The organism is uncultured Lactobacillus sp., assembly GCF_945290125.1.
GTDB lineage: Bacteria > Bacillota > Bacilli > Lactobacillales > Lactobacillaceae > Lactobacillus > Lactobacillus rizhaonensis.
Genome location: NZ_CALYQV010000006.1, coordinates 1 through 25,799, shown reverse-complemented (window position 1 = coordinate 25,799; position 25,799 = coordinate 1). Strand labels below are relative to the sequence as shown.

The 25,799-nt window shown below is 35.8% G+C and carries 24 protein-coding genes and 1 pseudogene; 20 read left to right on the top strand and 5 right to left on the bottom strand.

What is annotated here, in order from left to right; genetic code table 11:
* Positions 1 to 123: 123 nt before the first annotated feature.
* Complete coding sequence (locus Q0K80_RS01935; protein ID WP_294602344.1) at positions 124 to 879, bottom strand: DeoR/GlpR family DNA-binding transcription regulator; 756 nt, start codon at positions 877 to 879, stop codon at positions 124 to 126.
* A 193-nt stretch (positions 880 to 1,072) separates the two neighbouring features.
* Here Q0K80_RS01935 and Q0K80_RS01930 point away from each other — a divergent pair, with 193 nt between their 5' ends.
* The 10 genes from Q0K80_RS01930 (at position 1,073) to Q0K80_RS01885 (ending at position 7,906) form a co-directional block, all read left to right on the top strand.
* Positions 1,073 to 1,471: a hypothetical protein gene (locus Q0K80_RS01930; protein ID WP_294602341.1), complete on the top strand. Its 399-nt coding sequence runs from the start codon at positions 1,073 to 1,075 to the stop codon at positions 1,469 to 1,471.
* A gap of 42 nt (positions 1,472 to 1,513) precedes the next feature.
* On the top strand, positions 1,514 to 1,807 hold the full coding sequence (locus Q0K80_RS01925; protein ID WP_294602339.1) for a PTS galactitol transporter subunit IIB: 294 nt from the start codon (positions 1,514 to 1,516) through the stop codon (positions 1,805 to 1,807).
* A gap of 16 nt (positions 1,808 to 1,823) precedes the next feature.
* Positions 1,824 to 3,095, top strand: a complete 1,272-nt coding sequence (locus Q0K80_RS01920; RefSeq protein ID WP_294602338.1) for a PTS transporter subunit IIC — start codon at positions 1,824 to 1,826, stop codon at positions 3,093 to 3,095.
* 19 nt (positions 3,096 to 3,114) lie between these two features.
* The gene (locus Q0K80_RS01915; RefSeq protein ID WP_294602336.1) at positions 3,115 to 4,056 is read left to right on the top strand and encodes a PfkB family carbohydrate kinase; all 942 of its coding nucleotides are present in this window, start codon (positions 3,115 to 3,117) and stop codon (positions 4,054 to 4,056) included.
* 14 nt (positions 4,057 to 4,070) lie between these two features.
* The gene (locus tag Q0K80_RS01910; protein WP_294602334.1) at positions 4,071 to 5,114 is read left to right on the top strand and encodes a galactitol-1-phosphate 5-dehydrogenase; all 1,044 of its coding nucleotides are present in this window, start codon (positions 4,071 to 4,073) and stop codon (positions 5,112 to 5,114) included.
* A gap of 21 nt (positions 5,115 to 5,135) precedes the next feature.
* Positions 5,136 to 5,732 (top strand): class II aldolase/adducin family protein, encoded by a 597-nt coding sequence (locus tag Q0K80_RS01905; RefSeq protein ID WP_294602331.1) that lies wholly within the window; start codon positions 5,136 to 5,138, stop codon positions 5,730 to 5,732.
* Between the two features lie 22 nt (positions 5,733 to 5,754).
* The gene (locus Q0K80_RS01900) at positions 5,755 to 6,222 is read left to right on the top strand and encodes a PTS sugar transporter subunit IIA (RefSeq protein WP_294602328.1); all 468 of its coding nucleotides are present in this window, start codon (positions 5,755 to 5,757) and stop codon (positions 6,220 to 6,222) included.
* Positions 6,223 to 6,239: 17 nt separating this feature from the next.
* On the top strand, positions 6,240 to 6,428 hold the full coding sequence (locus Q0K80_RS01895) for a hypothetical protein (RefSeq protein WP_294602326.1): 189 nt from the start codon (positions 6,240 to 6,242) through the stop codon (positions 6,426 to 6,428).
* Positions 6,362 to 7,123, top strand: coding sequence for an aldose 1-epimerase family protein (locus Q0K80_RS01890; protein WP_294602323.1), 762 nt, complete (start codon positions 6,362 to 6,364; stop codon positions 7,121 to 7,123). The genes Q0K80_RS01895 and Q0K80_RS01890 overlap by 67 nt, the downstream gene beginning before the upstream one ends.
* 252 nt (positions 7,124 to 7,375) lie before the next feature.
* The gene (locus Q0K80_RS01885) at positions 7,376 to 7,906 is read left to right on the top strand and encodes a hypothetical protein (RefSeq protein WP_294602320.1); all 531 of its coding nucleotides are present in this window, start codon (positions 7,376 to 7,378) and stop codon (positions 7,904 to 7,906) included.
* A gap of 91 nt (positions 7,907 to 7,997) precedes the next feature.
* On the opposite strand, the gene Q0K80_RS01880 is transcribed toward Q0K80_RS01885, so the two are convergent.
* Entirely contained in the window at positions 7,998 to 8,354 is a 357-nt protein-coding gene (locus tag Q0K80_RS01880; RefSeq protein ID WP_294602459.1) for an aggregation promoting factor surface protein, read from the bottom strand.
* A gap of 237 nt (positions 8,355 to 8,591) precedes the next feature.
* Here Q0K80_RS01880 and Q0K80_RS01875 point away from each other — a divergent pair, with 237 nt between their 5' ends.
* A complete protein-coding gene (locus Q0K80_RS01875; protein WP_294602317.1) occupies positions 8,592 to 11,123 on the top strand; it encodes a M1 family metallopeptidase in 2,532 nt (843 codons plus the stop codon).
* A gap of 371 nt (positions 11,124 to 11,494) precedes the next feature.
* Here Q0K80_RS01875 and Q0K80_RS01870 read toward each other — a convergent pair whose 3' ends face one another.
* Positions 11,495 to 12,208 carry a MurR/RpiR family transcriptional regulator gene (locus Q0K80_RS01870; protein WP_294602314.1) on the bottom strand — a complete coding sequence of 238 codons (714 nt, stop codon included), beginning with the start codon at positions 12,206 to 12,208 and terminating at the stop codon, positions 11,495 to 11,497.
* 148 nt (positions 12,209 to 12,356) lie between these two features.
* Between Q0K80_RS01870 and Q0K80_RS01865 the strand changes: the two genes are divergently transcribed.
* The 3 genes from Q0K80_RS01865 to Q0K80_RS01855 are packed head-to-tail and all read left to right on the top strand — an operon-like array spanning position 12,357 to position 16,140.
* On the top strand, positions 12,357 to 13,142 hold the full coding sequence (locus Q0K80_RS01865) for a carbohydrate deacetylase (protein ID WP_294602311.1): 786 nt from the start codon (positions 12,357 to 12,359) through the stop codon (positions 13,140 to 13,142).
* 25 nt (positions 13,143 to 13,167) lie between these two features.
* Entirely contained in the window at positions 13,168 to 14,796 is a 1,629-nt protein-coding gene (locus tag Q0K80_RS01860) for a PTS transporter subunit EIIC (protein WP_294602309.1), read from the top strand.
* 18 nt (positions 14,797 to 14,814) lie between these two features.
* A complete protein-coding gene (locus tag Q0K80_RS01855; protein WP_294602307.1) occupies positions 14,815 to 16,140 on the top strand; it encodes a 6-phospho-alpha-glucosidase in 1,326 nt (441 codons plus the stop codon).
* Positions 16,141 to 16,300: 160 nt separating this feature from the next.
* Here Q0K80_RS01855 and Q0K80_RS01850 read toward each other — a convergent pair whose 3' ends face one another.
* Positions 16,301 to 17,512 (bottom strand): L,D-transpeptidase family protein, encoded by a 1,212-nt coding sequence (locus tag Q0K80_RS01850; RefSeq protein WP_294602304.1) that lies wholly within the window; start codon positions 17,510 to 17,512, stop codon positions 16,301 to 16,303.
* A gap of 112 nt (positions 17,513 to 17,624) precedes the next feature.
* On the opposite strand from Q0K80_RS01850, the gene Q0K80_RS01845 reads away from it, so the two are divergent.
* The 5 genes and pseudogenes from Q0K80_RS01845 (at position 17,625) to Q0K80_RS01825 (ending at position 23,764) form a co-directional block, all read left to right on the top strand.
* Complete coding sequence (locus Q0K80_RS01845) at positions 17,625 to 18,419, top strand: DUF4931 domain-containing protein (RefSeq protein WP_294602302.1); 795 nt, start codon at positions 17,625 to 17,627, stop codon at positions 18,417 to 18,419.
* Between the two features lie 120 nt (positions 18,420 to 18,539).
* The gene (locus Q0K80_RS01840; RefSeq protein WP_294602299.1) at positions 18,540 to 19,154 is read left to right on the top strand and encodes an ECF transporter S component; all 615 of its coding nucleotides are present in this window, start codon (positions 18,540 to 18,542) and stop codon (positions 19,152 to 19,154) included.
* A gap of 175 nt (positions 19,155 to 19,329) precedes the next feature.
* Positions 19,330 to 20,079, top strand: a complete 750-nt coding sequence (locus Q0K80_RS01835) for an ABC transporter ATP-binding protein (RefSeq protein WP_294602296.1) — start codon at positions 19,330 to 19,332, stop codon at positions 20,077 to 20,079.
* 11 nt (positions 20,080 to 20,090) lie between these two features.
* On the top strand, positions 20,091 to 21,896 hold the full coding sequence (locus Q0K80_RS01830) for an ABC transporter permease (RefSeq protein ID WP_294602294.1): 1,806 nt from the start codon (positions 20,091 to 20,093) through the stop codon (positions 21,894 to 21,896).
* A gap of 54 nt (positions 21,897 to 21,950) precedes the next feature.
* Positions 21,951 to 23,764, top strand: a pseudogene (locus Q0K80_RS01825) (FtsX-like permease family protein).
* Between the two features lie 43 nt (positions 23,765 to 23,807).
* Here Q0K80_RS01825 and Q0K80_RS10355 read toward each other — a convergent pair.
* On the bottom strand, positions 23,808 to 23,891 hold the full coding sequence (locus Q0K80_RS10355) for a hypothetical protein (RefSeq protein WP_365934821.1): 84 nt from the start codon (positions 23,889 to 23,891) through the stop codon (positions 23,808 to 23,810).
* A gap of 365 nt (positions 23,892 to 24,256) precedes the next feature.
* On the opposite strand from Q0K80_RS10355, the gene Q0K80_RS01815 reads away from it, so the two are divergent.
* The gene (locus Q0K80_RS01815; RefSeq protein ID WP_294602289.1) at positions 24,257 to 25,729 is read left to right on the top strand and encodes a hypothetical protein; all 1,473 of its coding nucleotides are present in this window, start codon (positions 24,257 to 24,259) and stop codon (positions 25,727 to 25,729) included.
* Positions 25,730 to 25,799: the final 70 nt, after the last annotated feature.

Below are 25,799 nucleotides of genomic sequence, written 5' to 3'. Positions count from 1 at the left end.
ATTAGAAAAACTGAGCTGTACTTCAATGGTTGAGGTACAGCTCAGTTTTTTTTATGAAAATAATTTAATATTGTTGTTTTAATTTTCTTTTAAATATCCAGCTGCTGAGTAGTTTGCTATAAACTACCAGATAACTTCAATTTGGTTTTTGTTACAGTACTTGATTGTATCCTTTGGAGGCTTCTTGTCAGAAATGATTGCTTTAAAAACCTTTAAATTGCTAGCTTTAATAAAATCACTCTGTTCAAATTTACTGCTGTCCATTAAAAGTATACTTTCTTTTGCATTGGCAATCATCGCTAAACGAAAGTTAGCTTGTTCTTTGTCAGTTATGTAAACACTGTGATTTAGTAAGCTACCAAAAGAAACAATTGCTAGATTTGTATTATAGTTATTAATTTGATCAATTGTGTCGCTACCAACTGTTCCACCAAAGTTTCTCGGATTATGACCACCTAAAGTATATAACGTCACGTTTTCTAATTTGCTTAATTTATAGGCATGTAAAAGACCATTTGTGATAAATACTAATTTGTTTTTTCTAAATAAATAATCAGGAATAAAGCTGGTCGTAGAACTTGAATCTAAAAAGACAGCCATATTGTTGGTGATAAAGGAAGTTGCTTTTTCACAAATGTATTTCTTACCTTTTATATTTTCTTGCTCTCGTACTGAATAAGGAAACTCTAAATTTGCTTTTCCTAGTAAGCTGACATAGCCAAATTTTCTGCTAATCATATTTTGCTTTTCTAATAACACTAAGTCTCGCCGCAGGGTTGACGGACTGACGTAAACCTTAGTAGCTAATTCTGATGTTTTGATTTTTCCAACAGAATTTAAAATGTTCATAATTTGTTGTAATCTACTATCCTTATACAAAATATATCCTCCTTTTATAGCTAACTTACAATTTTTGTGACTAAGTATGAATAAAATCAATGGAAAAATTGAACAAAATTCATAATAAGTGAAACGTATTGCTTATATAAGATATTGAATTTACAATTAAATTTGAAACCGATTTCTAGAAGAATTATATAGAAAAATTAACGTTAATGAAAGGAAAAGAAAATTGATAAATTTTGTAAAAGCACTTAATGATCTTTTTTTGGGCAATTTGGGGAAAGGAATTATTCAAAACATTTCAACAAACAAGATAGTTTATGTAATTGGCTTTTTAATTTACGGCTTTTTACTAATGTATGCTCACATTATTTATCTTTTTTATGTTCCTAAAAAGATTAAGAAAGTTGTATTAAAGAATAAAAATTTGGCTCTTGGGCAAATTTATGAATTGTGGCTCAAGCGAAAAAAAACACTGGGTTTTTGGTTGCTAGTACCGACTAAAAATGAGATTTGGGTTCAAAGACTTAGTGCTTCAAATGGCATTTATGATGTTTTATTTTATAACAAAAATAATAGTTATCAGTCTGAATATGATTTATTAACTACTATTTATCAGAAACTTTAATAAAGTAAATTTTTAGCCAAATTAAATACTGAGGAGAACAATATGAATAAAAAATTATTATATGTTTGTTGTGGTACGGGTATTGCCACATCAACAATACTAAATAAGAAAGTAACTGATATAGTGTCAGCACTGAAGGTTCCCTTTGAGATAGTTCAATGTACCGTTGCTGATATACCAGCTAAAGTAGCTAGTAGGAAGCCAGACTTGATAGTGTCTTCAACTATGATTTCTGCTGATATAGGAAATGTACCTGTAATTTTAGGACAATCACTTTTAACTGGCATTAGTAAGGAAAAGACAATTTCTAAAATTCAAGAAATACTAAAGGATTAAAGCGGGGGAGTACATTATGGAACTAATTCTCAATTTTTTTCAATATATCGTAAATTTAGGTGTTAGTGTCATGATGCCAATAATAATTACCGTATTAGGTCTCATTTTTGGCAAAAAAATTGGTGTAGCATTTAAGGCGGGCCTAACTGTAGGAATAGGATTTGTCGGTATCAATGTAATGTCTGGAATGATGATGGACTCAATTTCGCCAGTAGTCAAAGCCCTCGTGAAGCAGTATCACTTTCATCTGACAGCAACTGATACTGGGTGGCCGGTGGCCTCATCAATTGCTTGGGGCACTCCAGTAGTACCATTTGTTTTCTTAGCAATTATTCTGACTAATGTCATTATGATTGCGTTTAATTGGACAAAAACGATGGATATTGATATCTGGAATTATTGGCAACCCTTATTTACAGCTAGTGCACTTTATTTAACTACGAAAAATATGTTTATAGCAGTATTAAGTGCAGTAATTAATATGGCTATTATATTTAAATTGGCAGATTATACGCAAAAGGATGTGGAAGAAAATTTAGGTTTGGAAGGAGTTTCTTTTCCAGGATTACAAACTACTAACTGGGCAGTTATAGGCTACCCCTTAAATTGGTTGCTTGACCAAATACCAGGTGTTAAGAAAATAAGTTGGACACCAGAAAAATTACAACAGCATCTTGGAATTTTTGGTGAGCCAATGATGATGGGCTTAATTATTGGTGGAGTTATGGCTGCAGTCGCAAGAATGTCTGTTGCCAAAATATTAACTACAGCTGTAGCAATTTCAGCCAGTTTAGTTCTTATTCCCAGAATGGTTGCTATCTTAATGGATGGATTGTCAACAATTTCTGAAGCTGCACAGGAATTTATGCAGAAAAGGTTTAACGGTAAAAAGCTCTATATTGGTATGGATGCAGCTTTAGGAATTGGTAATCCATATGTTTTAACTTTGGGCTTAATTATGGTACCAATTACGGTGGTTTTAGCTTTTATACTTCCGGGTAATAAAGCAATGCCACTCGCAGATCTTACTGCCTTACCGTTTTACGTGATTTTTGCCATCGTGCCCTCAAAAGGCAATTTGTTCCGTGGAATAATAATTTCTGTATTTATTTGTAGTATTACGCTTTATATGTCTAGCTTCGCCGCACCTCTATTAACTAATTTGGCATCTTCAATAGGCTATCATGTACCATCTGGAATAACACAAATAACTTCCTTGGCAATTGGTACACAATGGTATTCTTGGATAACATATTATTTACTTAAACTGTTAGCCGGAATTTTTTAGATAAGAGGTAAAAATAGTTATGATTCATTTGATTTGCCCTAATCCTGCAATTGATAGGACTTTACTTTTTAAAAAAATAGTACGAGATAAACCTAATCGTCCAATAGAAATGAAAGAAGTCCCAGGTGGAAAAGGCTTTAATGTGGCATATGCACTGAGTTTTAATAACGATGTGGACTTTAAGATTCATACAATTCTTGGTGGTAAATATGGTGAACATTTTATTCAGTTAGCTGATTACTATCACTATCCGATAGTTAAAACGGATGTTGATACTAATACTAGGTTATGCCATATTTTGGTTGATGAAAGTGACAGGTCACTTGTTTTATCACAAGAATATGGCTTTAAGCTGAATAAACATTTATTTGACAGCTTTACTAATACACTTCTTGATAGTGTAAAAAATGGCGATTATGTGGTTTTCTCAGGTTCATTGATGAAGGGAATGCCAGAAACTTATATAAGCGATGTATACGAGGAACTTCTTTACAGAGGAGTAAAAATAAAACTGGTAGTTGATACCAGTGGTGTCCCTCTAAGACAGGCATATAAATTAGTTCCTTATATGATTAAGATTAACAACGAAGAAATTTTAGACATATTCCCAGATAAAAAATTAGAAACCATTCAGGACTATTTTCATCTTTTACAATTTGATGTTAATCCCGCAATTACTAATTTTATTATAACTTTGGGAGGAAAAGGGGCAATCGGCAGAATTGGTAATAAATACCTTTATGGTTATTCACAACCGGTAGATGTTAAAAATCCTAATGCTTGTGGTGATTTCTTTTTGGGACAATTTATGCATGGACTGGCAAAAAAGAAGACAACAACGTCGACCTTACGAGATGCCTTGGCTTTTTCAACTAGTAATGTTGAAAACTGGTTTCCAGAAGTTACCCAAAAGCAATTATCAAAAACAAGAGAAAAGATACAAATAAAAGATTTAGTATAGGAGAAAACTAAGTAATGAAAGCATTAGTAATTACTGCCAAAAATAAAATGGAGTTAAAGGATATCTCTATTCCAGCAATTGATAATGAACAGGTACTTATTCATGTAGCTTATGCGGGTATTTGTGGATCAGACTTGCCGCGCTACTACGAAGGCAAAGTTCATCATTTTCCTCAAATTCCAGGACATGAATTTTCAGGCACTATAGAAAAAATAGGCAGTGATGTTAAAGGGTTAAATATTGGCGATAAAGTTAGCGTAGCTCCACTTATACCATGTGGAAAATGTAATGAATGTAAAGCAGGATTTCCATCTATGTGTACAAATTATACTTTCATTGGATCAAGTGTTCCAGGTGCATTAGCTGAGTATGTTGCAGTTCCAGCACAAAATTGTCTAGTCTTACCAGATAATCTCTCTTTGGCAGAAGCAGCAACTGTGGAGCCACTTACGGTAGCGATTCATGGTATTGAACGGGTCAATATCAGAGCGGGAGCAAATGTACTTGTTTTGGGTGTAGGCTCAGTTGGTTTATTGACTGTTATGGCACTTAAAGCTAGAGGTGCGGGAAAAATTACGGTTGTTGATATTAAAGATTCTAGTTTAAAAGTTGCACAAGAATGTGGTGCAAATGTAGTGATAAATTCTGCTAAAGTTGATTTAGTTGATTTAAATGAATATTTTAAAGCTCATAGCTTATTTGACGCAGTTTTTGAAACTGCAGGAAACCCAATTACTCAAGTTCAAGCAATCAAATATGCTGGTAAACATGCAAAAGTAGTTTTTATCGGTAAGACTACTAGGCCTACAACCTTTCAGTATCAAGAATTTGAGCAGATTTTGCGCAAAGAGCTTGAGATTACAGGTTCTTGGCTATCGTTCTCAGCACCATTTCCAGGATATGAATGGCATGCAGCAATTGATTATCTGTCATCAGGTAGAATCAACACCCAGAGGCTTATTACTGGAATTTATAAATTAGAGGATAAAGATAAACCGTTTGCTGTACTTAATGATAAAAATTCGGGTGCAATAAAGGTAATGTATAAAATTGGCTAAATAGGGGGAAAATAAAACATTATGTTATATCAAAGTGAACGTGAAAAACTGGTCAAATTTGTAAAAAATATGTACGAACGAAAAGTAACTAACTCAGCTGGTGGTAATGTCAGTGTAAGAGTAGATGAAAATCACTACATTATGACACCTAGGCTAATGTCAGAAGACTTTCATTGTAATTTGCGTCCAGATCAAATTCTAGTTTTGGATAAAGACGAGAACGTTATTGAAGGAGACGGTCAAGTAACCAGAGAAGTAAATATGCACATGGCTTGCTATGAAGAAAATCCAGAAATTGGTGCTGTTGTTCATGCCCATGCTCTTGAATCAATGACTTTTTCAACTTTAGGAATTGATATGCCTAACTTAACTGAGGCAACACAAAAAATAGGAACTATTAAATGTTTCAAATATCATAAGGCAATGACAATGGACCTTGCAAATACTGTGCGGGCACAAGTTCGTGCTGACCAGCAAGCTACTAAGGCATATCTGCTTAATCGGCACGGTATTTTAGTAACAGGACCTACTCTTGAAAAAGCTTATGATATGGCTGAAAGATTGGAATGGAATGCCAAGATTGCTAAAGAGAGCTTTGTTTACCAAAAACTTTCTTAAGAGATAGAAAGAGAGCTGACTGATGAGTTTTAAAGATGTTTTTAAAACTGATTTGATAGATGTAGATATTAAGGTTAATAACGAAATTGAATTGTTTAATTATGCATCTAAAAAGTTATTAGAAAAAAGATTAGTTAAACCAGGATATGCGGCAGCTTTAGCAAAAAGAGAAAAAGAATTCCCTACTGGATTAATGACTAAAAATTTTAATATTGCAATTCCGCATGCAGATCCCGAAAATATAAACTTACCTTTTATTTATATTTTGCGTTTGACTAAGCCAATTACTGTGCAGCAAATGGCAGACAAAGAAAAGATCAAGGTTAAAGATGTTTTTATTTTGGGAATTAAAGATGGTCAAAAGCAAGTTAATGTTCTGGCAGCACTCATGAATTTATTTGTGAATGATGTCTTTGCTAAAGATTTCTTAGCTGCGATTACTTCCAAAGAAATATATTCTAGTGTGATTCGACATCTGGAGGATGATTAGGAAAGTGCATTAATAAATTGATTAAAATTGAAAATGACAAATATCAAGTAGAAATAAACGAAATTGGTGCAGAATTAACACATTTTGTGCTTAAAAATGTTGATTATGACTTGATTTGGAATGATCCGGATGGCTCAATTTGGAAGCGCCATCACCTATCCTTTTCCCAGCTATTGGCCGATCAAATAATGGTAAATATATACTAAACAACAAATACTATAATATGAAACAACATGGTTTTGCTCGTGATTATCAGTTTGATGAAATTAAGAAATATGGTAATAATAAAGTAGAGCTGGTACAACATGCGACTTCTGCCACTATGAAGGTTTTCCCTTTTAATTATGAGTTGCATGTCATGTATGAGTTGGTTAATCAAGGCTTGAAAATTAATTTTACTGTTGAAAACCCCAATCAGACTATAATGCCATTCGCGTTGGGTTTCCATCCAGGATGGAATATTAGAGGTTTTCTTGAAGAATATAGTATAGAACTTAAAGGCAGCGATACCCCTATTTCGGTATATGGTGTAGGACCAGTACCTTTTCGTAATGGCACAGTTTTTCCTTTAGTCAAAGCAAATTTCTTTGAAATTCCGCTTAGTCGCAGTTTATTAGATCATGGCTTGGTAATTTTAGACGTTCATAACGCTAATTCTATATTATTGAAACGTAAGCCTGATACTAAAATTCTGAAAATTAATCTTAAAGATTTTCCATATTTAACATTATGGAGTCCAGAAGGCAAGAATGCGCCATTTGTCTGTATAGAACCTTTTGCGGGTTTGCCAGATGAAGCTGGCAAAACTAGCAATTGGTATCAAAAATTAGGTAACATTTTGCTTAATCCGGGGGAAAGCAAATGTTTTGCAACTTTAATTGAACCTTTTAAAATCATGTAATACTTAAAAATTAGACGACTAATTTTGGCTTCTGTCGAATTTAGTTAATAATTTTACAAAACCTTGAGCACTAAGTTACTAAATGGCTTAGTGTTTTTTGTTTTGCAAAAAACTCATGCTGTTGTGCTGAGCTCCAAAAGTTGGACAACTTTCGTCATGTAAGTCTTTTTACAAGGTTGCTTGTTTAACTAAACATATTTATAATGGGAATAAGTATCAAAAAGTTAGTAACAAAGAAAGATATTATTGATAATGTGTACAATAAAAGATGAAGTTTATGATCCGTTTTTACCTACTTTATTATTATCTCTGCATGAGGAATACGTAAAAGAAATTGTAACGGGACAAAAAATAATTGAATACCGCAAGAGTTTTTTTAAAGATAGTTTTCAGGCTTTTGTTTATACTACCGGCAGTAATGGTGGAATACAACTATTTATCAAATGTGCTCCTTTGATTCGCAGTAATGCTGCTACTTTAGCTCAGATAGGCCAAGAAATTCAAAAAGACGATTATGGAGAAATATATGACTATTTTATGCCTAAAGATGATGGCTGCATTATCCCTATTTTAAACTCATGTGCTATTAAAAAAATTTCTCTCAAACATTTGCGAGCAGTTATGCCTGAAATCGTTGTTCCACAAAAATATTTGTTTTTAGATCGACCTGATAAAAAGGACTTGCTCGACTTTTTATTAAAACAGAAATACGATAACTTAATCATTAATAAATGGGATGAGCGGTATGCAAAAGTTAGGCAAATAGTTGAAGAGAATAAGTAACTTTAAAAGAAATTGTTTCAAACAAAAACGCAACCTAACAAATTAGTCAGGCTGCGTTTTTTAATGGGATAGTGCATTAAAGAGATACTTATTAATACCAGTGGTGGGCTAACCAAAAGTTCTTAGCGTTAACCCATGAACCATAACGACCGTAAACATATCTGTCAGCGGTTCTTTCTTGATTCTTTTTAGAATAATTGCCGTTTAGGTAAGCAATGTTTAATTGGTATTTGCCATAACAAACACCATTACGTGCGTAATAATTACCACCCGATTCACGCATTGCAATCCATCTCTTGGCTGCACGTTCTGCTTTTGACATCTTGGCAGCCTGTACTGTTTGCGTACATGAATTATTATTAGTAGTTTCCAAAGCAGTGACGAAACTAAATGATAGCGCCAGTGCTGTAATTAACTTAAGTATTAAACTTTTACTTTTCTTCAATATATTCAATCCCCACAATTAACTGTATTAATTCTATGGATAATAGTACACAGTCAATGTGTCATTGTTGTTACAGAAATAACACGCAACTCTTACAAAATTTTTTAAAAATTTAATAATTCTACTAGTTTTGAAAAAATTTATTTTGATAAAGCCAATTATTACTTACATGAATGTTTTAATGTCATTTTTATTTATGTCTGTTAAAATTGGTAGTAATTAGTATTTTAGGAGGTAAATATGGCTGCTAAACATTTTTATGAAACTTTTCACCCTGAACACTATGATTTATTCATAGACATCAATCGGGAGCAGAAAAGTATTAATGGTACTTCGACAATTACCGGTGAAGCAATTGAGGATACTATTTTAATTAATCAGAAGTATATGAAGATTGCTTCAGTAACAAGTGAAGGTAAAAAAGTACCGTTCACTGTAAATGACGAAAAAGAAGCAATTGAAATCGAACTGGGTCAGACCGGCAAAGTCACAGTTGAGATTAAGTATTCGGCACCGCTGACTGATTCTATGATGGGAATTTATCCGTCATACTATCAAGTTGATGGTGTGCAAAAACAGATTATCGGTACTCAATTTGAAACAACAGCTGCACGTCAGGCTTTCCCATGTGTTGATGAACCGGAAGCCAAAGCTACTTTTTCTTTAGCACTTAAGTATGATGAGCATGAAGGTGAAACTACGATTGCCAACATGCCGGAAGTTAAAGTTGAAGATGGCGTTCACTACTTCGAACAAACCGTTAGAATGTCCAGCTACTTGATTGCCTTTTCCTTTGGTGAATTACAATCAAAGCTTACCGAAACCAAAGACGGCGTTCAAGTGGGAGTTTTTGCGACTAAAGCACATCAAGCTAAGGAATTAGACTTTGCTTTGGATATCGCAAAACGGGCAATTGAATTTTACGAAGAATTTTACCAAACCAAGTACCCGCTGCCACATTCTTGGCAATTAGCGCTGTCTGACTTTTCTGCCGGAGCAATGGAAAACTGGGGACTAGTCACATACCGTGAAGTCGCAATTTTGCTTGATCCTGATAATGCAACACCGTACCAAAAAGCTTATGTGGCAACGGTTATCGCTCACGAATTGGCGCACCAATGGTTTGGCGACTTAGTTACTATGAAGTGGTGGGACGATTTGTGGCTCAATGAAAGTTTTGCCAACATGATGGAATATGTTTCAGTTGATGCTTTAGAGCCAAACTGGCATGTTTGGGATAATCTTTACCAAATTTCGGAAGTACCAGCAGCTTTAAAACGTGATGCCACTGATGGTGTCCAATCCGTTCACGTTGATGTGGAACATCCAGCTGATATTGATTCAATTTTTGATAGTGCAATTGTTTACGCTAAAGGTTCAAGGATGCTGGTTATGGTACGGGCACTCTTAGGAGATGATGCTTTGCGTAAGGGACTTAAGTATTACTTTGAGCAACACCATTATGGCAACGCCACCGGTGATGATTTATGGAACGCCCTTTCAACTGCTACTGATTTAGATATTGGCAAGATCATGCATACTTGGCTTGATCAACCGGGTTACCCAGTAGTTTCCGCCAAAGTAAACTCAGCTGGTCACTTGATTTTGAGCCAAAAGCAATTCTTCATTGGTGAAGGCAAAGATGTTGGACGTAAGTGGGCTATTCCATTGAATGCAAACTTTAAGGCACCACAAATTATGTCTGAAAGAGAACTGGATCTAGGAGATTATCAAGAGTTGCGCAGTGCTGCCGGTCACGCTTTACGTGTAAATGTAGGCAATAGTTCGCACTTCATTGTTAATTATGATGAAACCTTAATGAATGATGTTATGGCTGAATTTACTAAGTTGAAGCCGGTTGATCAATTACAATTACTGCAAGACTTGGGACTTTTAGCAGAAAGTAAACAAATTTCATACGCTGAGATTGTCCCGTTACTGCCAAAATTTGCAGATTCTAAGTCATATATTGTCATTAGTGCGTTATCTTCCAGTGTTCGTTCATTGCGTAAATTTGTTATTCCGAATTCACCTGCAGAAAAAGATTTAAAGGCATTCGTTAATAAATTGACCCAAAAGCAAGTCGAACGGTTGGGCTGGCAGGCACAAGCTTCCGATACAGATGATGATAAGAGAATTCGTCCATTAGAAATAGCTTTGTCGTTGTATGCCGATAATTCTGCTGTGATAAAAGATGGTCACCAAATTTTTACTGAGCACGATCAAAACTTAAACGAAATTGATGCTTCAGTTAGACCGTATGTTTTAATGAATGAAGTTAAAAACTATAATAAAGCGGGTCTAGTTGATCGTTTGCTGAAAGAATATCAAGCTGCCATCGATCCTAACTATAAGGACGATCTTACTGCTGGTATTACCAACACCAAGGATCCCGCTGAAATCAAGGAACTTATTGAGAATTTTGAAAATGCTGCAGTCGTTAAGCCACAAGATTTGCGTTCTTGGTTTGCGAATGTCTTAGCTAATCCAAAAGGCGAACAATTTGCTTGGGACTGGTTACGGGACCAATGGTCATGGCTGGAAAAAACAGTCGGTGGTGATATGGAATTTACCACTTATATTACTGTGGCTTCAAACATTTTCCATACTGAAAAGAGATTGGAAGAATTCAAAGAATTCTTTGAGCCAAAGGTTGATCAGCCGGGTTTTGGTCGTGAGATCAGAATGGATACCAAGAATATCGAGTCCAAGGTTGACGTGATTAATGCTGAAAAGGATGCTGTCAATCAAGCTGTTAAGGCAGCTTTATAACTAAAATTGTTTAATTTTTAATGTCATATTAATAAGTGTTAAAAAAGAAGCTGGTAAATTAATGTTTAAAAGCATAATTACCAGCTTCTTTATGCTCATATTGATATGCAAATTTCTTAAAAATAAGACTTTGCAATATGGCGCTCTCAATCTAGGGTAAGTGAAGTGCTCCAGAATAGTTAGATAGATAATCTAATTATTGGAGCGCTTTTTTCTATAATTAAATATTTAAGCAAATATATTCTTTACCAGTCGGATTATAATTAATCTTTGTGAAAAATTAGCTTAATTCTAAGAAAACTAAGTTAAAGTCATTGATACTAAAAGCAAAAATAAATATCATACATAAATTTATTATTTTTTGTAATTAATTATAAATACTGACTAACAATATTTTCAATTAAATTAATAGTATTACCATAAAAATAGTTTAGGCTGGTGTTCTCAGGATCGGGCACACCGCTGCCACTTTCTACGACAAAAGCTAAATCACCAATGTTGGCATAAGTGCTGTGTGGTGTAGCAGTGATCGTAATAATATCGCCGCCATCTTTCTTACAACCTGCAATTTTGATCAAACCATTTTTATTTTCTCCAGATTGTGAGAACGTAATCAAAGTATGAGGCGATTGATCAGATGCAATTGAGATTTCAACGCCATCCAAGTCTACACCATAAATTTTTTTAAGCAATAATTTGCGATAAGTGTAATTTACTAGAATTTTGCAAAAGCCCTCACCAAATAAATAAGTTCTTTTTTCCAGCTTAATTTTATTGAAGAAATCAGCAACTACCTCAGCGTTTAAATTACAGTGGACAAATGGCAGGTTGGCAAAGGTCCTTAGCGGCTGAGTTTTGTAACGGGAAGAAAGGAAAAAGATAAATTCTTTAAAGTTAGCAAAACCTGCCCTCTTTACTAGCCTGCTGATTGAAGCAGTTGACAGATAATTTTTCTTAGCTATGTAGCGAATGTCTAAGCTATCGTTGGTGATGATGGAGTCAATAATCGACTCAATCACTTTAATATCTTGATGACGCAAATGATTATTAGGGAACAAACGGTCAATTTGAAAGATTTTTGTCATTTAACACACTACCTTGCTATTTTGAAAATATTTTCCTATTTTGAAAATCACACCATAATTTGTGTGTTTTGTTGTTATTGCCCTTTCATTATACTATATTAACTTTGTTTAAAGAAAGCGTTTTAAATGATTTGAAAGGTGTGTGTGAATGAAGCAAGTTGTTATTAATGCCGATGATTTTGGCTATTCACTGGCCGTAAATCGAGGAGTTATTAAAGCGTATAAAGATGGGATGGTTTCTTCTACAACGCTTATGGCAAATATGCCAGGTTGTTTAGAGGCAATCAATTTAGCAAATGAAAACAAAGACTTAGGAGTTGGTTGTCACCTTAACATTACGACTGGTAAACCAATGACGGATGCCAAAACGCTGGTTGATACTAATGGTGAATTCTACCATTTAGCTGGTTATAAAAAACACCGCAGTGAAATGGACCCGGAAGAAATTTACCGTGAGTGGTGCGCACAAGTTGATTTCCTGATAAGTAAAGGAATGAAGCTAACTCATTTAGATAGTCATCATCATGTTCATTCTTTTTCTGAGAACTTAGCTCTTACTCAGCGTATTTCTGATAAGTATCAGTTACCGGTTAGAAATTGCTACGGTATCGAAGATCAAGTTAAGTTGTCTTATCAAAGAGGAATTGCCGGTTTTGATGATCTGATGAATTACTCGCATATTCGCAGTTTGGATAAATCTTATCATGCGGATCAAGAACAATGTTTAACAGAAATACAAGCTGTTCTTGACCGTCTGCAGGATAACCAAATAACTGAGTTTATGGTTCATCCCGCATTTGTGGATGAAACACTTTACTTTGGTTCTTCATTTAATATACCCCGAATTAAAGAAGTGACAATTCTTTGTGATTCGGCTTTTAAAAAGAAGCTGCAGGAAAATCAGGTAGAAGTGATTCCATATCCTAATTCTTAAATAAAAAATGTAAGGAGGCAAAATTATGAAGGGTAAGTTTATGAAGTCCGCGAATGTTTTTTCACGGGCAATAATTCAACCCGTTATGTTTATGGCCGTAACTGGTATTATCTTATCAGTTTGTGCCATTTTGAAGCTAGACTTAATGCCGACTATTTTGAAAGATACTGGTAATTTTATTTACAATATCCTGTCAAGCGGTATGATCGGGCAATTAAGTTGTATTTTCTGTGTGGGTATAGCTACGGCTTTGGCTAAACCTAAATATAAAACTGATGCCGCAATTTTAGGTATCGTTACTTATTTAATCTTTTTGTTCGCCAACAATTCATGGCTGCAATTAACCCACCGTTTGGCTAAGCCAAATTCTCAAGGACTATTTGGTACTGGTCAAAACATGGTTTTCGGTATCCAAGTCACTGATATGGGAGTTTTTCTCGGAATTATTTTAGGAATCCTAGTGGGCTGGATGGTAAATAAATGGGGAAATATTAAGCTCCATAAATATTTATCACCATATGCAGGAACAAAATCCGTTTACATTATTTTAGTATTTGTCACAATTCTGTTTGCAATTGCTATTACTTATGTTTGGCCTGCAGTTAACTGGGTTATTGAAAATATTGTTAAGGTAATGTCAACTACGGGCTCCATTGGGTTCTTCTTCTATGGCTTTTTAAACCGTATGCTTTTACCAGTTGGACTGCACCACTTCTTATGGATGCCTTTGTTCTACACTCCACTTGGTGGTACTGCCAGAATTGCCGGCAAGCTGTACACTGGTGCGTTTAACATTTGGTTAGCCGAGCTAGGCAACCCTAGTCATATTACTGCAATGCACCAATCCATTGGTTATCTGTCTAATTTTGGTTCAATTTCGTTACCAATCGGTATTGCTTTTGCTTTCTGGAAGATGTCAGAACCAAAGAATAGGCAAAAAGTTGCGGCTATTTTAATTCCAACTGTTACTACTGCCTTCTTAGCAGGTGTTACTGAGCCTTTGGAATTTATGTTCCTGTTCTTATCACCATTACTATGGCTAGCTCACTCAGTTGTTTACGGGATTAGTCTATTTTTGACAAATATAGTTGGTATCGATATTCAGTTTGATACCGGTATTAATATGATTATTAACAGTTTTGCCTTTCCAGCAAGGCTGGGACACCAGTATCTCATCCCAATAATGTTTGTTGTCACCGGTTTACTTGAATATTTTGTCTTCGTCTTTATGATCAAACGCTTCAACATTCCAACTATTGGACGTGCTAACGCTGACGAGACACTCCTTAATGGTGCAGAAAGTGAAGATGAATCTGTTGAGCAGGCAGAAGAAGAACTTGCTCAAACTGGCAGTGGAGCAGAAACTGCAGATACTGCAAAATTTGATAATCAAACTAAAAATATTGTAGCTGGTCTAGGTGGTCCAGAAAACATTGATGAAATGATTAATTGTTATACTCGGCTTCGCGTTGACGTTAAAGATACAAATAAATTAGATATGGATCTGTTGAAACATAAGACAGGTACTAAAGGCGTAATGCAAGATGGTCATAATATCCAAATAGTATTTGGAGTTGATGTAGAAAGTATTCATGATAAAGTTGATGAATATCTTGATTATCTGAAAAAACACCCATCACAAAGTGGAAAGTAATTTAGGAGGATTATTGAAATGGCAAATAAATTCGTAATCATTGGTGGCGGATCAACCCAGTCACCAAGTATCTTGGAAGTTTTACGTCAACGATCTGCTGACTTAGATATGAACCAGCTAGTTCTTTATGATATTGATGAAGAAAGAGTGTCTCTTTTAGGGCAGTACACCAAAATGTATTACGAAGAAACAGGCTCACCGGTTCATGTTTCTTACACGACTAACCTAGAAGAAGCTCTACAAGATGCAAACTTTTTATTCATGCAGATTCGTCCGGGTCTGAACAAACAACGGGCTATTGATGAAAAAATTTGTATTCGCAATGGCGTTATTGGTCAGGAAACTTGTGGACTTGGCGGCTTTTCTTTTGCAATGAGGGTAATACCGGATATTATCGCTATCATTAAGAAGGTTAAGCAGATTTGTCCTGATGCATGGATTTTAAATTACACTAACCCAGAAGCAATTTTGTCAGAGGCAATTTACCGGGAATTTCCTGAAGCAAAGGTAATTTGTATCTGTGATATGCCAATTTCAATTGAGGGTGCAATCGCACAATACTTCCACAAGGATTTAAAAGATATTACTTTCAAATACTTTGGCATGAATCACTTTGGTTGGTGGACGTCGATGATTGATGAGACCGGTAAGGATCTATTGCCACAACTGCGTGAGGACGTTCAGTCTGGCAAGATTGATACCCTTGCTCAATGGAATGACGAAACTCTTGATGACCAGTACTGGATTGATACATACAAGCGCATGATTACTATTTTCAAGCGCTTTCCTGAATATTTCCCTAACTGCTACCTGCAGTATTACCTGATGCCTGATGTAATGATGGCTGAATCGGATGCTAACTTCACACGTGGTGACTGGGTAATGCAGGGACGTGAAAAGAGAATCTTCACAGAATGTCGGCGGGTTTTAAAAGCCGGCACAGCTAAAGGTTCTTCACTTAACTCCGGCGTTCACGGCAACTACATTGTTGATATTGCCAACGCAATTATTCATAATACCCACGAACGTTTCACCGTTAACCAAAAGAACAATGGTGCAATATCTAATTTTGATACTGATGCCGTAGTAGAAGTGCCAGCATACATTGGCAGTATGGGTGCAGAAACCATTAGTATTGGTAAGATCCCAACTTTCCATAAAGGACTAATGGAATTGCAAAAAGCTTACGAGAAACGAACTGTGGATGCAGCGCTATCTGGCTCATATCAAGTTGCTTTGGAAGCAGTTGTCCTCAATAAGACCATTCCAGATTACCATGTAGGTAAAAAGGTTTTGGATGAGTTATATGAGGCTAATAAACAATACTGGCCAGAATTGCAATAATATATTTGAAATAAAAATATCATTACTAAAAAGATTAGCTTTAACTACAGTTATTGCTAGTCTTTTTTGTGTGGGTAATAAGTTTAGTGGGTAAGAAAAAAGACTAACTTTGAGATGGAAGTTAGTCTTTTACATACTATTTGACTTACTTGATTAAATTTTAGTCATATACAATAACCGGCTCACGTTTGCTTACATTGTGCCAGACCTGCTTAATTTCCTGGGGCTTAATATTAACGCAGCCGTGTGAACCGCCTCTTAAATAGGCTTTTTTACTCCAGTCACCGCGCCAGCCAGCATCGTGAAAACCGCAACCAGTCAAGGTAAACGGCATCCAGTATCTGACAGGTGAAGCATATTTAGAGCCATCATTGTTGCGTCCACGCAGTACCGCATGGCGTTGCTTATAATGAATATACCAGACTCCTTGAGGGGTACGGTTATTTTTATTACCGTCCTTTGTTCCGGTAACAACATCGTTAAGGTAAACAACCACCTTGCCTTTGCGCACAATCCACATTTCCTGCCTCTGCAGAGAAACTACAATATAGTCATTGCCTATGCCATGATTATTTTTACCATAGCCTAAACCATAAGTGCTGTAGCCAAGACCATAGATATAATTTTTGCCGTCCAGATTTTTAGTTCCATTCAAAAATGCCTGTTCAACAGCTGTTTGTGCCCTTTTGACGTGTACGCCCCAGCCATAGCTTTGGTTTTTAATAGTAATTTTCTTTCCTGCAACTTTATTACCCTTTGGCACCGCAAAACTATAGCTTTGATGAATTGTTGAAACATCCTGGTCAATTTTATTAAGCTTTGCCGCTAAATTTTCGCTGTTAAGAAAAGTGTACTTGCCTTTTCTATAAACTGCCTGGTTAATTAATTTTTGTGCTTTGAGTTTATAAACTTTGCCTGCAACATGGTAATTAACTACGGCGTGACTCATCGCCTGCATTTTTTTGTTAGCAGCATCTAGATCAGTGTTGCGGTATTCGTAGCTTTGCTTATTGGGCATAGTTGTATGTTGCTTTTTAAAATAAGTGGCAACTTCCTGCTTCTTAATGGTGTTGCAACTAGGATCATATTCAAGTGCAACTTTACCATTTTCCAGTGAGACAATGTTGTTCGCTTTCCGATTGATTTTGGTAGTTGCTTTATTAATTGTTAAGTTTCCAACTTCTACGCCATAAATGTTAACATTAGGGTTAAAATGATTTGTAGCAAATGCTTTAGCCTGCTTTTGCGCTTCGACGTGATTGTTATACAACACCACGCCAAATACAACTGCTAAAATCAGAACTATTCCGATAATAATCAGAAGCAAGTTATTGCGGTTATTGTATTTTTTTAAATTTCTTTTTGATTGCATAAGTTCTACCACCGTTGGGATTTTCAAAAAAATAATTGCGGTTACAGTTTACCATCTATTGTGGCTCTAGTAAAATGCAAGATTTAAGAATGTTTTTGGGAGGGATTGCTCAATGGAAAATGACCCATTAGTGTTTGATGTTAACATAGCTAAAGAAAAGCCTAATTCTTATCGTAAAGTTAAAAATAATTCTGGCTGTCCCTTTTGTGATGTGGCGGGATTGACTCATATCTTAAAAAAACAGGGTGGGATGATTTGGCTTGATAATAAATACCATACGTTACGTGATACGGTTCAGACTGTTTTGATTGAGTCCAATAAGCATCAAGGAGATATTACCACTTATTCACTTGATTATAATCGTTCTTTGATGCGTTTTTCATTATCATGCTTTAAACAGATAAACGATTCACACAAGTTCAGATCTGTTTTATGGTATAAAAATTATGGCGAAAATTCTGGTGGATCTCTTGCACACCCCCACATGCAAATAGTCGGTCTGGAAAAGATGGATGGTTATAAGTACATTCAACCCAATAATTTTGAAGGCATAAGTCTTTTCAATAAAGATGGAGTTGAAGTCAACGTAAGCACACATCCGATTCAGGGCTACATTGAACTTAATTTTAATCTTCTTGATGAAAACAATATTGATGACTGGTCGGACTGGATTCAAAGCGGAGCAAAATACATGCTAAAAGTTTTGTCAAAGGGTCGTAATAACTCCTATAACTTGTTTTTCTATCCGTGCTTTGATCAGGGTATTTGTGCTAAATTGATCTTGCGTTATACGGCATCACCGTATTTTGTCGGTTATAAGCTCTCACAGGTAGATAATAGGGAAAAATTGCTGGCCGAAGCCGATAGTTTTAAGCGCTTTTTTGAATCCGGATCAGTTTTAGAATAAAAAATTTTTATAGTTTTAGAGTATTAAGTATTATTAAAACTAATCCATAACGGAGAAATTATTTGCGACTAATAAGATCAAGCAATATAATAGCATGGTGCTTTTTTAAGGAGGATGCAAATGCACAGAAAAGAAACAAAAAACCTGGCTATTACTGCTATATTTGTCGCAATCTTTTTATTGCAAACTCTCATACCCAATATTGGTTATATTCGCATACTACCAACCTTGCCGGCTATAACAACTATTCCGTTGACTGTTGCCGTTTATTCTTTGCTTATGGGGCCAATTGCTGGGACTTTCTTTGGCATTTTCTGGGGCATTGCCCGCATGGTGCAGGCATATACTCAGCCTGGCGATATTGTCAGCCTGATGCTTTTCCAGAACTTTCTGATTGCCGTAGTTCCCAGCGTCCTAGCAGGCTTTTTCCCAGGAATGATTGGAAAATTCACGGCTAAAAGGAAAAGCAGTGTTAAAGAAATAAGCTACACGATTGCAGGCGCAGTGACTTCTTTAACTAACACTATTTTTGTAATACTATTAACCAGTCTGGTTTTCATGGGTAATTCCGCTAAATTACTAGGACATTTAGGCAGTTTTAGTCAAGGCACACCTTTAATTACAGCTTTAATAGTTGCTCTCGGCTTGAATGGACTTGTGGAAGCAGTATTTACAGCTATTGTGACACCAATTATTGTTACTCCACTCGACAAAGTTTTACGTAGATTGGGTTAAAAATGATATTTTTAATAAAAAGTTAACATTTTATACTAGCCACTATTATTAGGAAAATAACATTGATATAAGTCTTTCAATTTCTGAAAGGCTTATTTTTTTATTGACATTCTTGTTTTCTTTCATTAGTGTATTAGATAAATAGTACAGAAGTATTACAACGAGGACTTTACAAATGACTGAAATTTTACGAGTAGATCAAGTTACTAAAACGTACGGCAAGCGGGGCGAAAAGCAATGCCAGGCTTTAAAAGGAGTTAATTTTGCAGTTAATTCGGGTGAATTTGTAGCCATTATGGGAGCTTCGGGTTCTGGTAAAACAACTTTGCTTAATATTTTGTCAACTTTAGACAAGCCAACAACTGGTAATGTTTTTATTAATCACCAAGACAACAGTACTTTAAACGCTAATCAGTTGGCGGATTTTAGAAGTAAGCAAATTGGCTTTATTTTTCAGGATTTTAATCTCTTGGAGAATTTAACTAATCGTGAAAACATTGCCTTGCCTTTAAGTTTAAGGGGCATCTCTCCCAGGAAAATCGATCCCTTAGTTGATAAAATTGCAACTAGGTTAGGGATTAAAGAGATATTGCCCAAGTATCCTGCTGAGGTATCCGGTGGGCAAAAGCAAAGGGTAGCAGCAGCTAGGGCCTTAGTGCATGAACCGGCAATCTTACTTGCAGACGAGCCGACGGGGGCCTTGGATTCTAAAAGTGCCCGTGAATTGCTCTTTACTATGGCAGATTTGAATCAAAACGATGATATTACTACTCTCATGGTTACCCATGACCCGTTTGCTGCCAGCTTTGCCAGTCGCATTTTATTTATTAAAGATGGCAAGATTGGCGAGCAAATGTTAAAAAAGGGGCAGTCCAGACAAGAATTTTACCATCTACTAATTGATCACTTAGACACTGATGAATAAGGAGAACAAAAATGATTTGGAAGTTGTCCTTAACTGGAATCAAAAGTCGTTTTAAAGATTACGCGGTTTTGTTTTCCGGCTTGGTTGTTGCCAGCATGATTTTTTACATGTTCCTCACAATCACTATTAATCCCACTTTTATTAAAAATGATATTGTAGCACCAAGTAATTATGTTCGGTTCACCTTTGGCTTTGGTATTGTCTTGCTGGTAATTATTACTGCTATTTATCTGGTTTATGCTAATTCTTTTTTATTGAGCATGCGCAAACACGATTATGGCATGTACATGATGCTGGGAGCTAAAAGCACTAAAATCGGTGCACTAATTTTTTTGGAAACTCTGATAACTGGTATTTTGGCCACAATAGTGGGTATTTTGCTAGGCTTTGGTCTGACTGCCATTGTATCTCAGCTCCTGATTTCGCGCTTGGATTTGACCGTGAAGCATTTTGCTGTTGTTTTGCCTAATGCTGTTATCTGGACAATCATTTTCTTCATTTTGATTTTCTTATTTGGCGCTTTAAAAAATGTCCGCAAATTAACTAGAACACCGGTAATTGAACTATTGCGCGATGATCAAAAGCCGGTCGCATACAAGCGTCAGCCAGTCTTGCACTGGATTCAAGGAACGCTGGGACTAGTGCTTTTAGCTGTAGGCTACTTTATTTTGGGTCTTCCCGGTGGCGCTATTTTATTCATTATTCCAGCAGCACTGGTAACGATAGTTGCCGGCTCATATTTCACATTTAATGCCTTTTTCAGTGCGCTGATTGGGTTCTTACTTAACCGCAGAAGCTTTTCTTATCATGGCATTCGGATTTTTACCTTAGGCCAATTGAAGTTTCGGCTGCATGATTATACGCGGATTTTAACCGTGGTTTCACTGCTTTTTGCCTTGGCGCTTGGAGCTATCACTGTGGGACTTAATTTCAGCACCCTCAGTGAGCAGCTTAAAGGCAATTTCTATTATGACACTACTATTATCAGTAACTCACCCAAAGTAATGCAGGCTGAAAATAAACTGACCATCACCCGTCAGCAAACTTTTCATTATAAGGAACAAGGCAAGTATTTATACTTTAATCGCAGTGAATTTACTAATAATCCAGTTAAAAACGTTAAGTTTTATATGAAAAATGGCCAGCCTGCCTACAAGACGATCGACTTGCCTACTAAAAAATTAGATGTGCCAGCAACATACGCTAACAACGCTTTTGGCGCTATGGTTCCTAATGGTATCGCTAAAATTATTCGCTTGGTTTCACCTGAAAAATGGGCGGCAAAAACGGGCCAAAAGAAGTTTGTCAGCTTCGTAAATGTGAAAAACTTTGATCAAGATTACTTTACCATCTTGAAATTGCAAAAACAGCAATTAAAAGAAAATCCTGCTTATGCGGATATTTATACCTCCAGTAAGGCTGGCAGTTACCAGTTAATCAAAAATTTCAGCAGCGGTTTTGAATTTATGGGCTTCTTTTTAGGTTTTGCCTTCCTAACCATGCTGGCTTCAACCTTAATGTTCAAGGTTTTAAGTGGAGCAGCTAGTGACAAGGTACGTTACCAAATGCTATTTGAAATTGGCACAAGGGTGAAAATATTGCGCCAATCCATTAGAAATGAGATAGGAGTTTTGTTTCTTTTGCCCGGTGTGTTGGGCGTGATCGACGTTCTCTTTGGCTTAAGATTATTTAAACTACTCTTACCGCATCCCTACCAGAACTTGTGGATTCCCTTTACGATTTTTATCGTGCTTTATCTGATTTATTACTTATTAACGGTGAAATTATATGAAAAAATCGTGCTTGCACATGAATAAAATTGAGGCAGTAATTAATACAAGTTTGTTTTTAGTAAAAGAAAAGGAGCAGTAATGATTTGGAAACTGTCCGTGACGGGTATTAAGAATAGTCTGAAAGACTATCTGGTGTTGTTTTCTGGCTTGATTGTTGCCAGCATGATTTTCTACATGTTTTTGTCAATTGCTACTAACCCTGTGTTTATTAGTAAAGATGTTTATGGTAGAGAAGCATACCTGAATTATATTTTTACCTTTGGTATTATTCTGTTAGTGATCATTACCTCGGTTTATCTTGTTTATGCCAATTCATTTTTGTTAAGTATGCGTAAGCATGACTATGGCATGTATATGATGCTCGGGGCCAAAAGCACGCGAATTGGCTTACTCATTTTTTGTGAAACTCTGTTAACTGGTTTCTTGGCTGTGTTGTTGGGAATAACACTGGGTCTAGGGTTGACCACAGTAGTTACCAAAGTGCTGGTAGGTAAGTTAGGGCTGGAAATTACTCACTATAAGGCAATATTGCCGAGTGCCATAATAGGAACATTGCTTTTCTTTGTTATTATCTTTCTCTTGGGTGCACTGGGCAATATGCGCAAGCTTACTCGTACCCCAATAATCGACCTATTACATGAGGATCAAACTCCCATTAATCTTAATCATCATCCAGTTTTGCGGGGAATTGAAGCAATTTGCGGTGTGCTTTTGCTGGCAGTCGGTTACTATGTAATGACTTTGTCCACCAGATATATTTACTTTCTTATTCCCACCGCCTTAGTAACAATTATTGCTGGTTCTTTCTTTGTCTTTAATGGCGTCTTCACGGCTATTATTAATTATTTACTTAATAAAAAATCTTTTTCATATCGTGGCATTAATGAATTTACTCTGGGCCAATTAAAATTTCGCTTGCAAAGTTACACCAAGGTATTAACTATGATTTCAATTCTGTTTGCCTTGGCTTTAGGTGCAATTACCGTGGGACTTAATTTTGGCTCCATGAAGGATGAAGCGCAAAAAGGGATTTATTATGATGCTACAATTATCAGTCAGACGCCAGCAGTTAAAAAAGCAGAAGCCAAGTTAACTATTACTAATAAGCAAACATATCATTACAAAGAAAAGGGGATGCACCTCTACTTTAACCGCGCGGAATTTAACAAGCAGCCGTTGAAAGAAATGGCAGTTTATTTTCATGACAATCAAGACAATTCCCCCACTTATAAAGTAAAAACGCTGGCTACTGCTAAACTGGATAAACCGCAAACAACGGAAAACAGTATTTTTAGCCAATGGTGCCAAATGGTCTTCCTAAGAAGATACATCTAGTTTCACCAAAAAGGTGGCTGAGTATTGATGGTCAGGAAAAATTTGTCAGTTATATTAATGTGAAAGACTTTGTCCACGATTTTCCGGTGATCAATCAAATTCAAAAGCAGCAATTGAGGGAAAATCGTGATTACAAAGATACTTACCTTAATTCAAAGCCATACTATTATAGTAATGTGCTCGGCTTTACCAGTGCGTTTGAATTTATGGGCTTTTTCTTAGGAATAGCATTTCTGACTATGCTCGCTTCGACGTTAATGTTTAAAGTTTTAAGCGGTGCCGCCAGTGACAAGGTGCGCTACCAGATGTTACATGAAATTGGAGCTAGACCACATTTATTGCGCAGTTCAATCAGAAAAGAGATTGGTACTTTGTTCACCATGCCTGCTATTTTAGGCATAGTAGATGTTTTGTGTGGTTTACAACTGTTTAAAACACTGCTGATGTCCCCCTACCATAATATCTGGATTCCATTCACAATTTTTATTGTTCTCTATTTAGGATACTATTTGTTAACAGTTACTCTATATGAAAAAAATGTGCTGAAAACTGAATAATTTTAAAGTGAGGTATCAAAGCTGGACTAATATATTTTAATAATTATTTTGTTAAGGCTTGACGCCATTCAATCGGCGCCAAGTCTTTTAGTCTGCTTTTGATTCTTTTATTGATGTAATACCTAATGCAATCAAGCGAACGGTTGCTATCGCTTTAGAAAAAAAGATTTTTGCAGAGTGATATCCGCTATGATTATACAACTACATCAAAAACACCTAGAGAACTGCTTTACGATGAGTAAACCAACTGAAAAATATTTTTTCTTTGCGGAGTTGCGACCCAAGCTTTCTTTTAAAAAACAAAAAAGCGATCCAGTTGGACGGAATTGACACTAACAAAAACCCATTATTCAAAAAATAATGTTTTAAAAATTAATTATTAAAATATGTTCAAGAAAAAAGTTAACTCATTTAAAAATTAGTAGCGCTAACTATAATTAAGTCAAAAGGTGGTCTACTTGAGGGAGCTAACCAGAAAGTTTGGTGATCTTGATGCAAAGATTAAAGAACATGCGCATTGGACTTGTAGAACTTTGTGCGACCCTCATTATTAGCAGTCTGATGATCATAGCTGGTATTATTTTGGGCTTGGATCTAGCGTCCTTAATTATTAAGTTGTTTAGCGGTTTGATAAAACCGGATATGCCGAATTTTAACGTCATTATTAGTTTTCTGAGGATAAATTCGGGCATGCAAGTCGTTATGTTACTGGCAGCCTTAATAATGTTGGGCGGTATTGTAATAACTTTGAGGTTAACCAGATCCACTTTAAGTAATCTAGCTGAAAAAGAAGATGCACCTGCAATTTTTCAAAAACATTCAGGGCTAAAAATAATTGAAGTAGTTTTAGGGTTGACGGCAGTAGTTGCAGGCTACTTTATGTTAAATCTACCTAGTCAAAGCCTGTTTGACACTGTATTGCCGGCATTTATCACAATTGTGTCAGGTACTTATTTGCTTTGTCACTCGTTATTAAGCTTGGTGCCAGCAAATTGGTTTGCCAAAATTAATTTAACTAAAGGAAAAACGCAGCAGGGACTTTACCATTATGCCAGCGTTTTTACTATCATTTCACTACTCTTCGCTTTGACTATGGGCGCTCTGGCTTTAAGTCATGACTTTAATGCTTTTCCTCAAGTTATTAAAAGGGGCACATATTATGATGGGGTAATTGTTAGCAACACCGCTAATATTAAAAACGATGTTGCTCAACTAAAAATTAAAAAGCAGCAAACTTACCATTATAAAGAAACAAAAAGGCACTTTTATTTTGTTCGTAATGAGCTGGCAAATAATCCAATTAAGTATGTCAAAAATACCGGCAGAAGCAATTTTCAAGTCAAATCTATCAAGTTAGGCCAATTGAATAAAAATTCTCTAGCAGGTAACAGTTTCCGCGAACTCGTTCCTAATAGCAGTCAAAAAGAGAAAACAATTGCACTTTGTTCAACTGCAGAATTAAATAAGGTTAAGGGTAAAACTAAATATCTGACTTTGGTGCAGCTAAACAGTTTTGATAGAGATTGGCCATTTTTACTAAAAATTGAACATAAGCAGGCTCAAAGTAATCTTGCCTATAGTCACTTCTATAGCAACTCTAAGGCGGCTACTTATCAGCTGATTTTGGGGATGAGTAAAGAAATGAAGATCTTGGGCTATTCAGTGGCATTTGTGTTTGGCGTAAGTCTGATTACTGTTTTAATGATAGTAGTAAAAGCTGCTAAAAGAAAACAGAAGTTAGCGAATGAGAGGCTGGCTCAAAGAGCATGGCAGAGCAAAACAGGACTTTTGTTCTTTGTTCCTGCAACATTTGGTGTCTTTGATGTTTTGTTTGGCTTAAAATTTTTTGATCAGGTTTTGCCAACAGCATATTATAAAGTTTGGCTACCAATAGTATTGATGTTACTAGTTTATTTTGTTATTTATCTGATAACAGTTCGGAGATATCACAATGCTGAATTTTAAAAAATTTAGACAATAAAAAAGCGCGCTCCTGATGATGTGAACCCCAAAATTAGGACACTTTATATTAGCT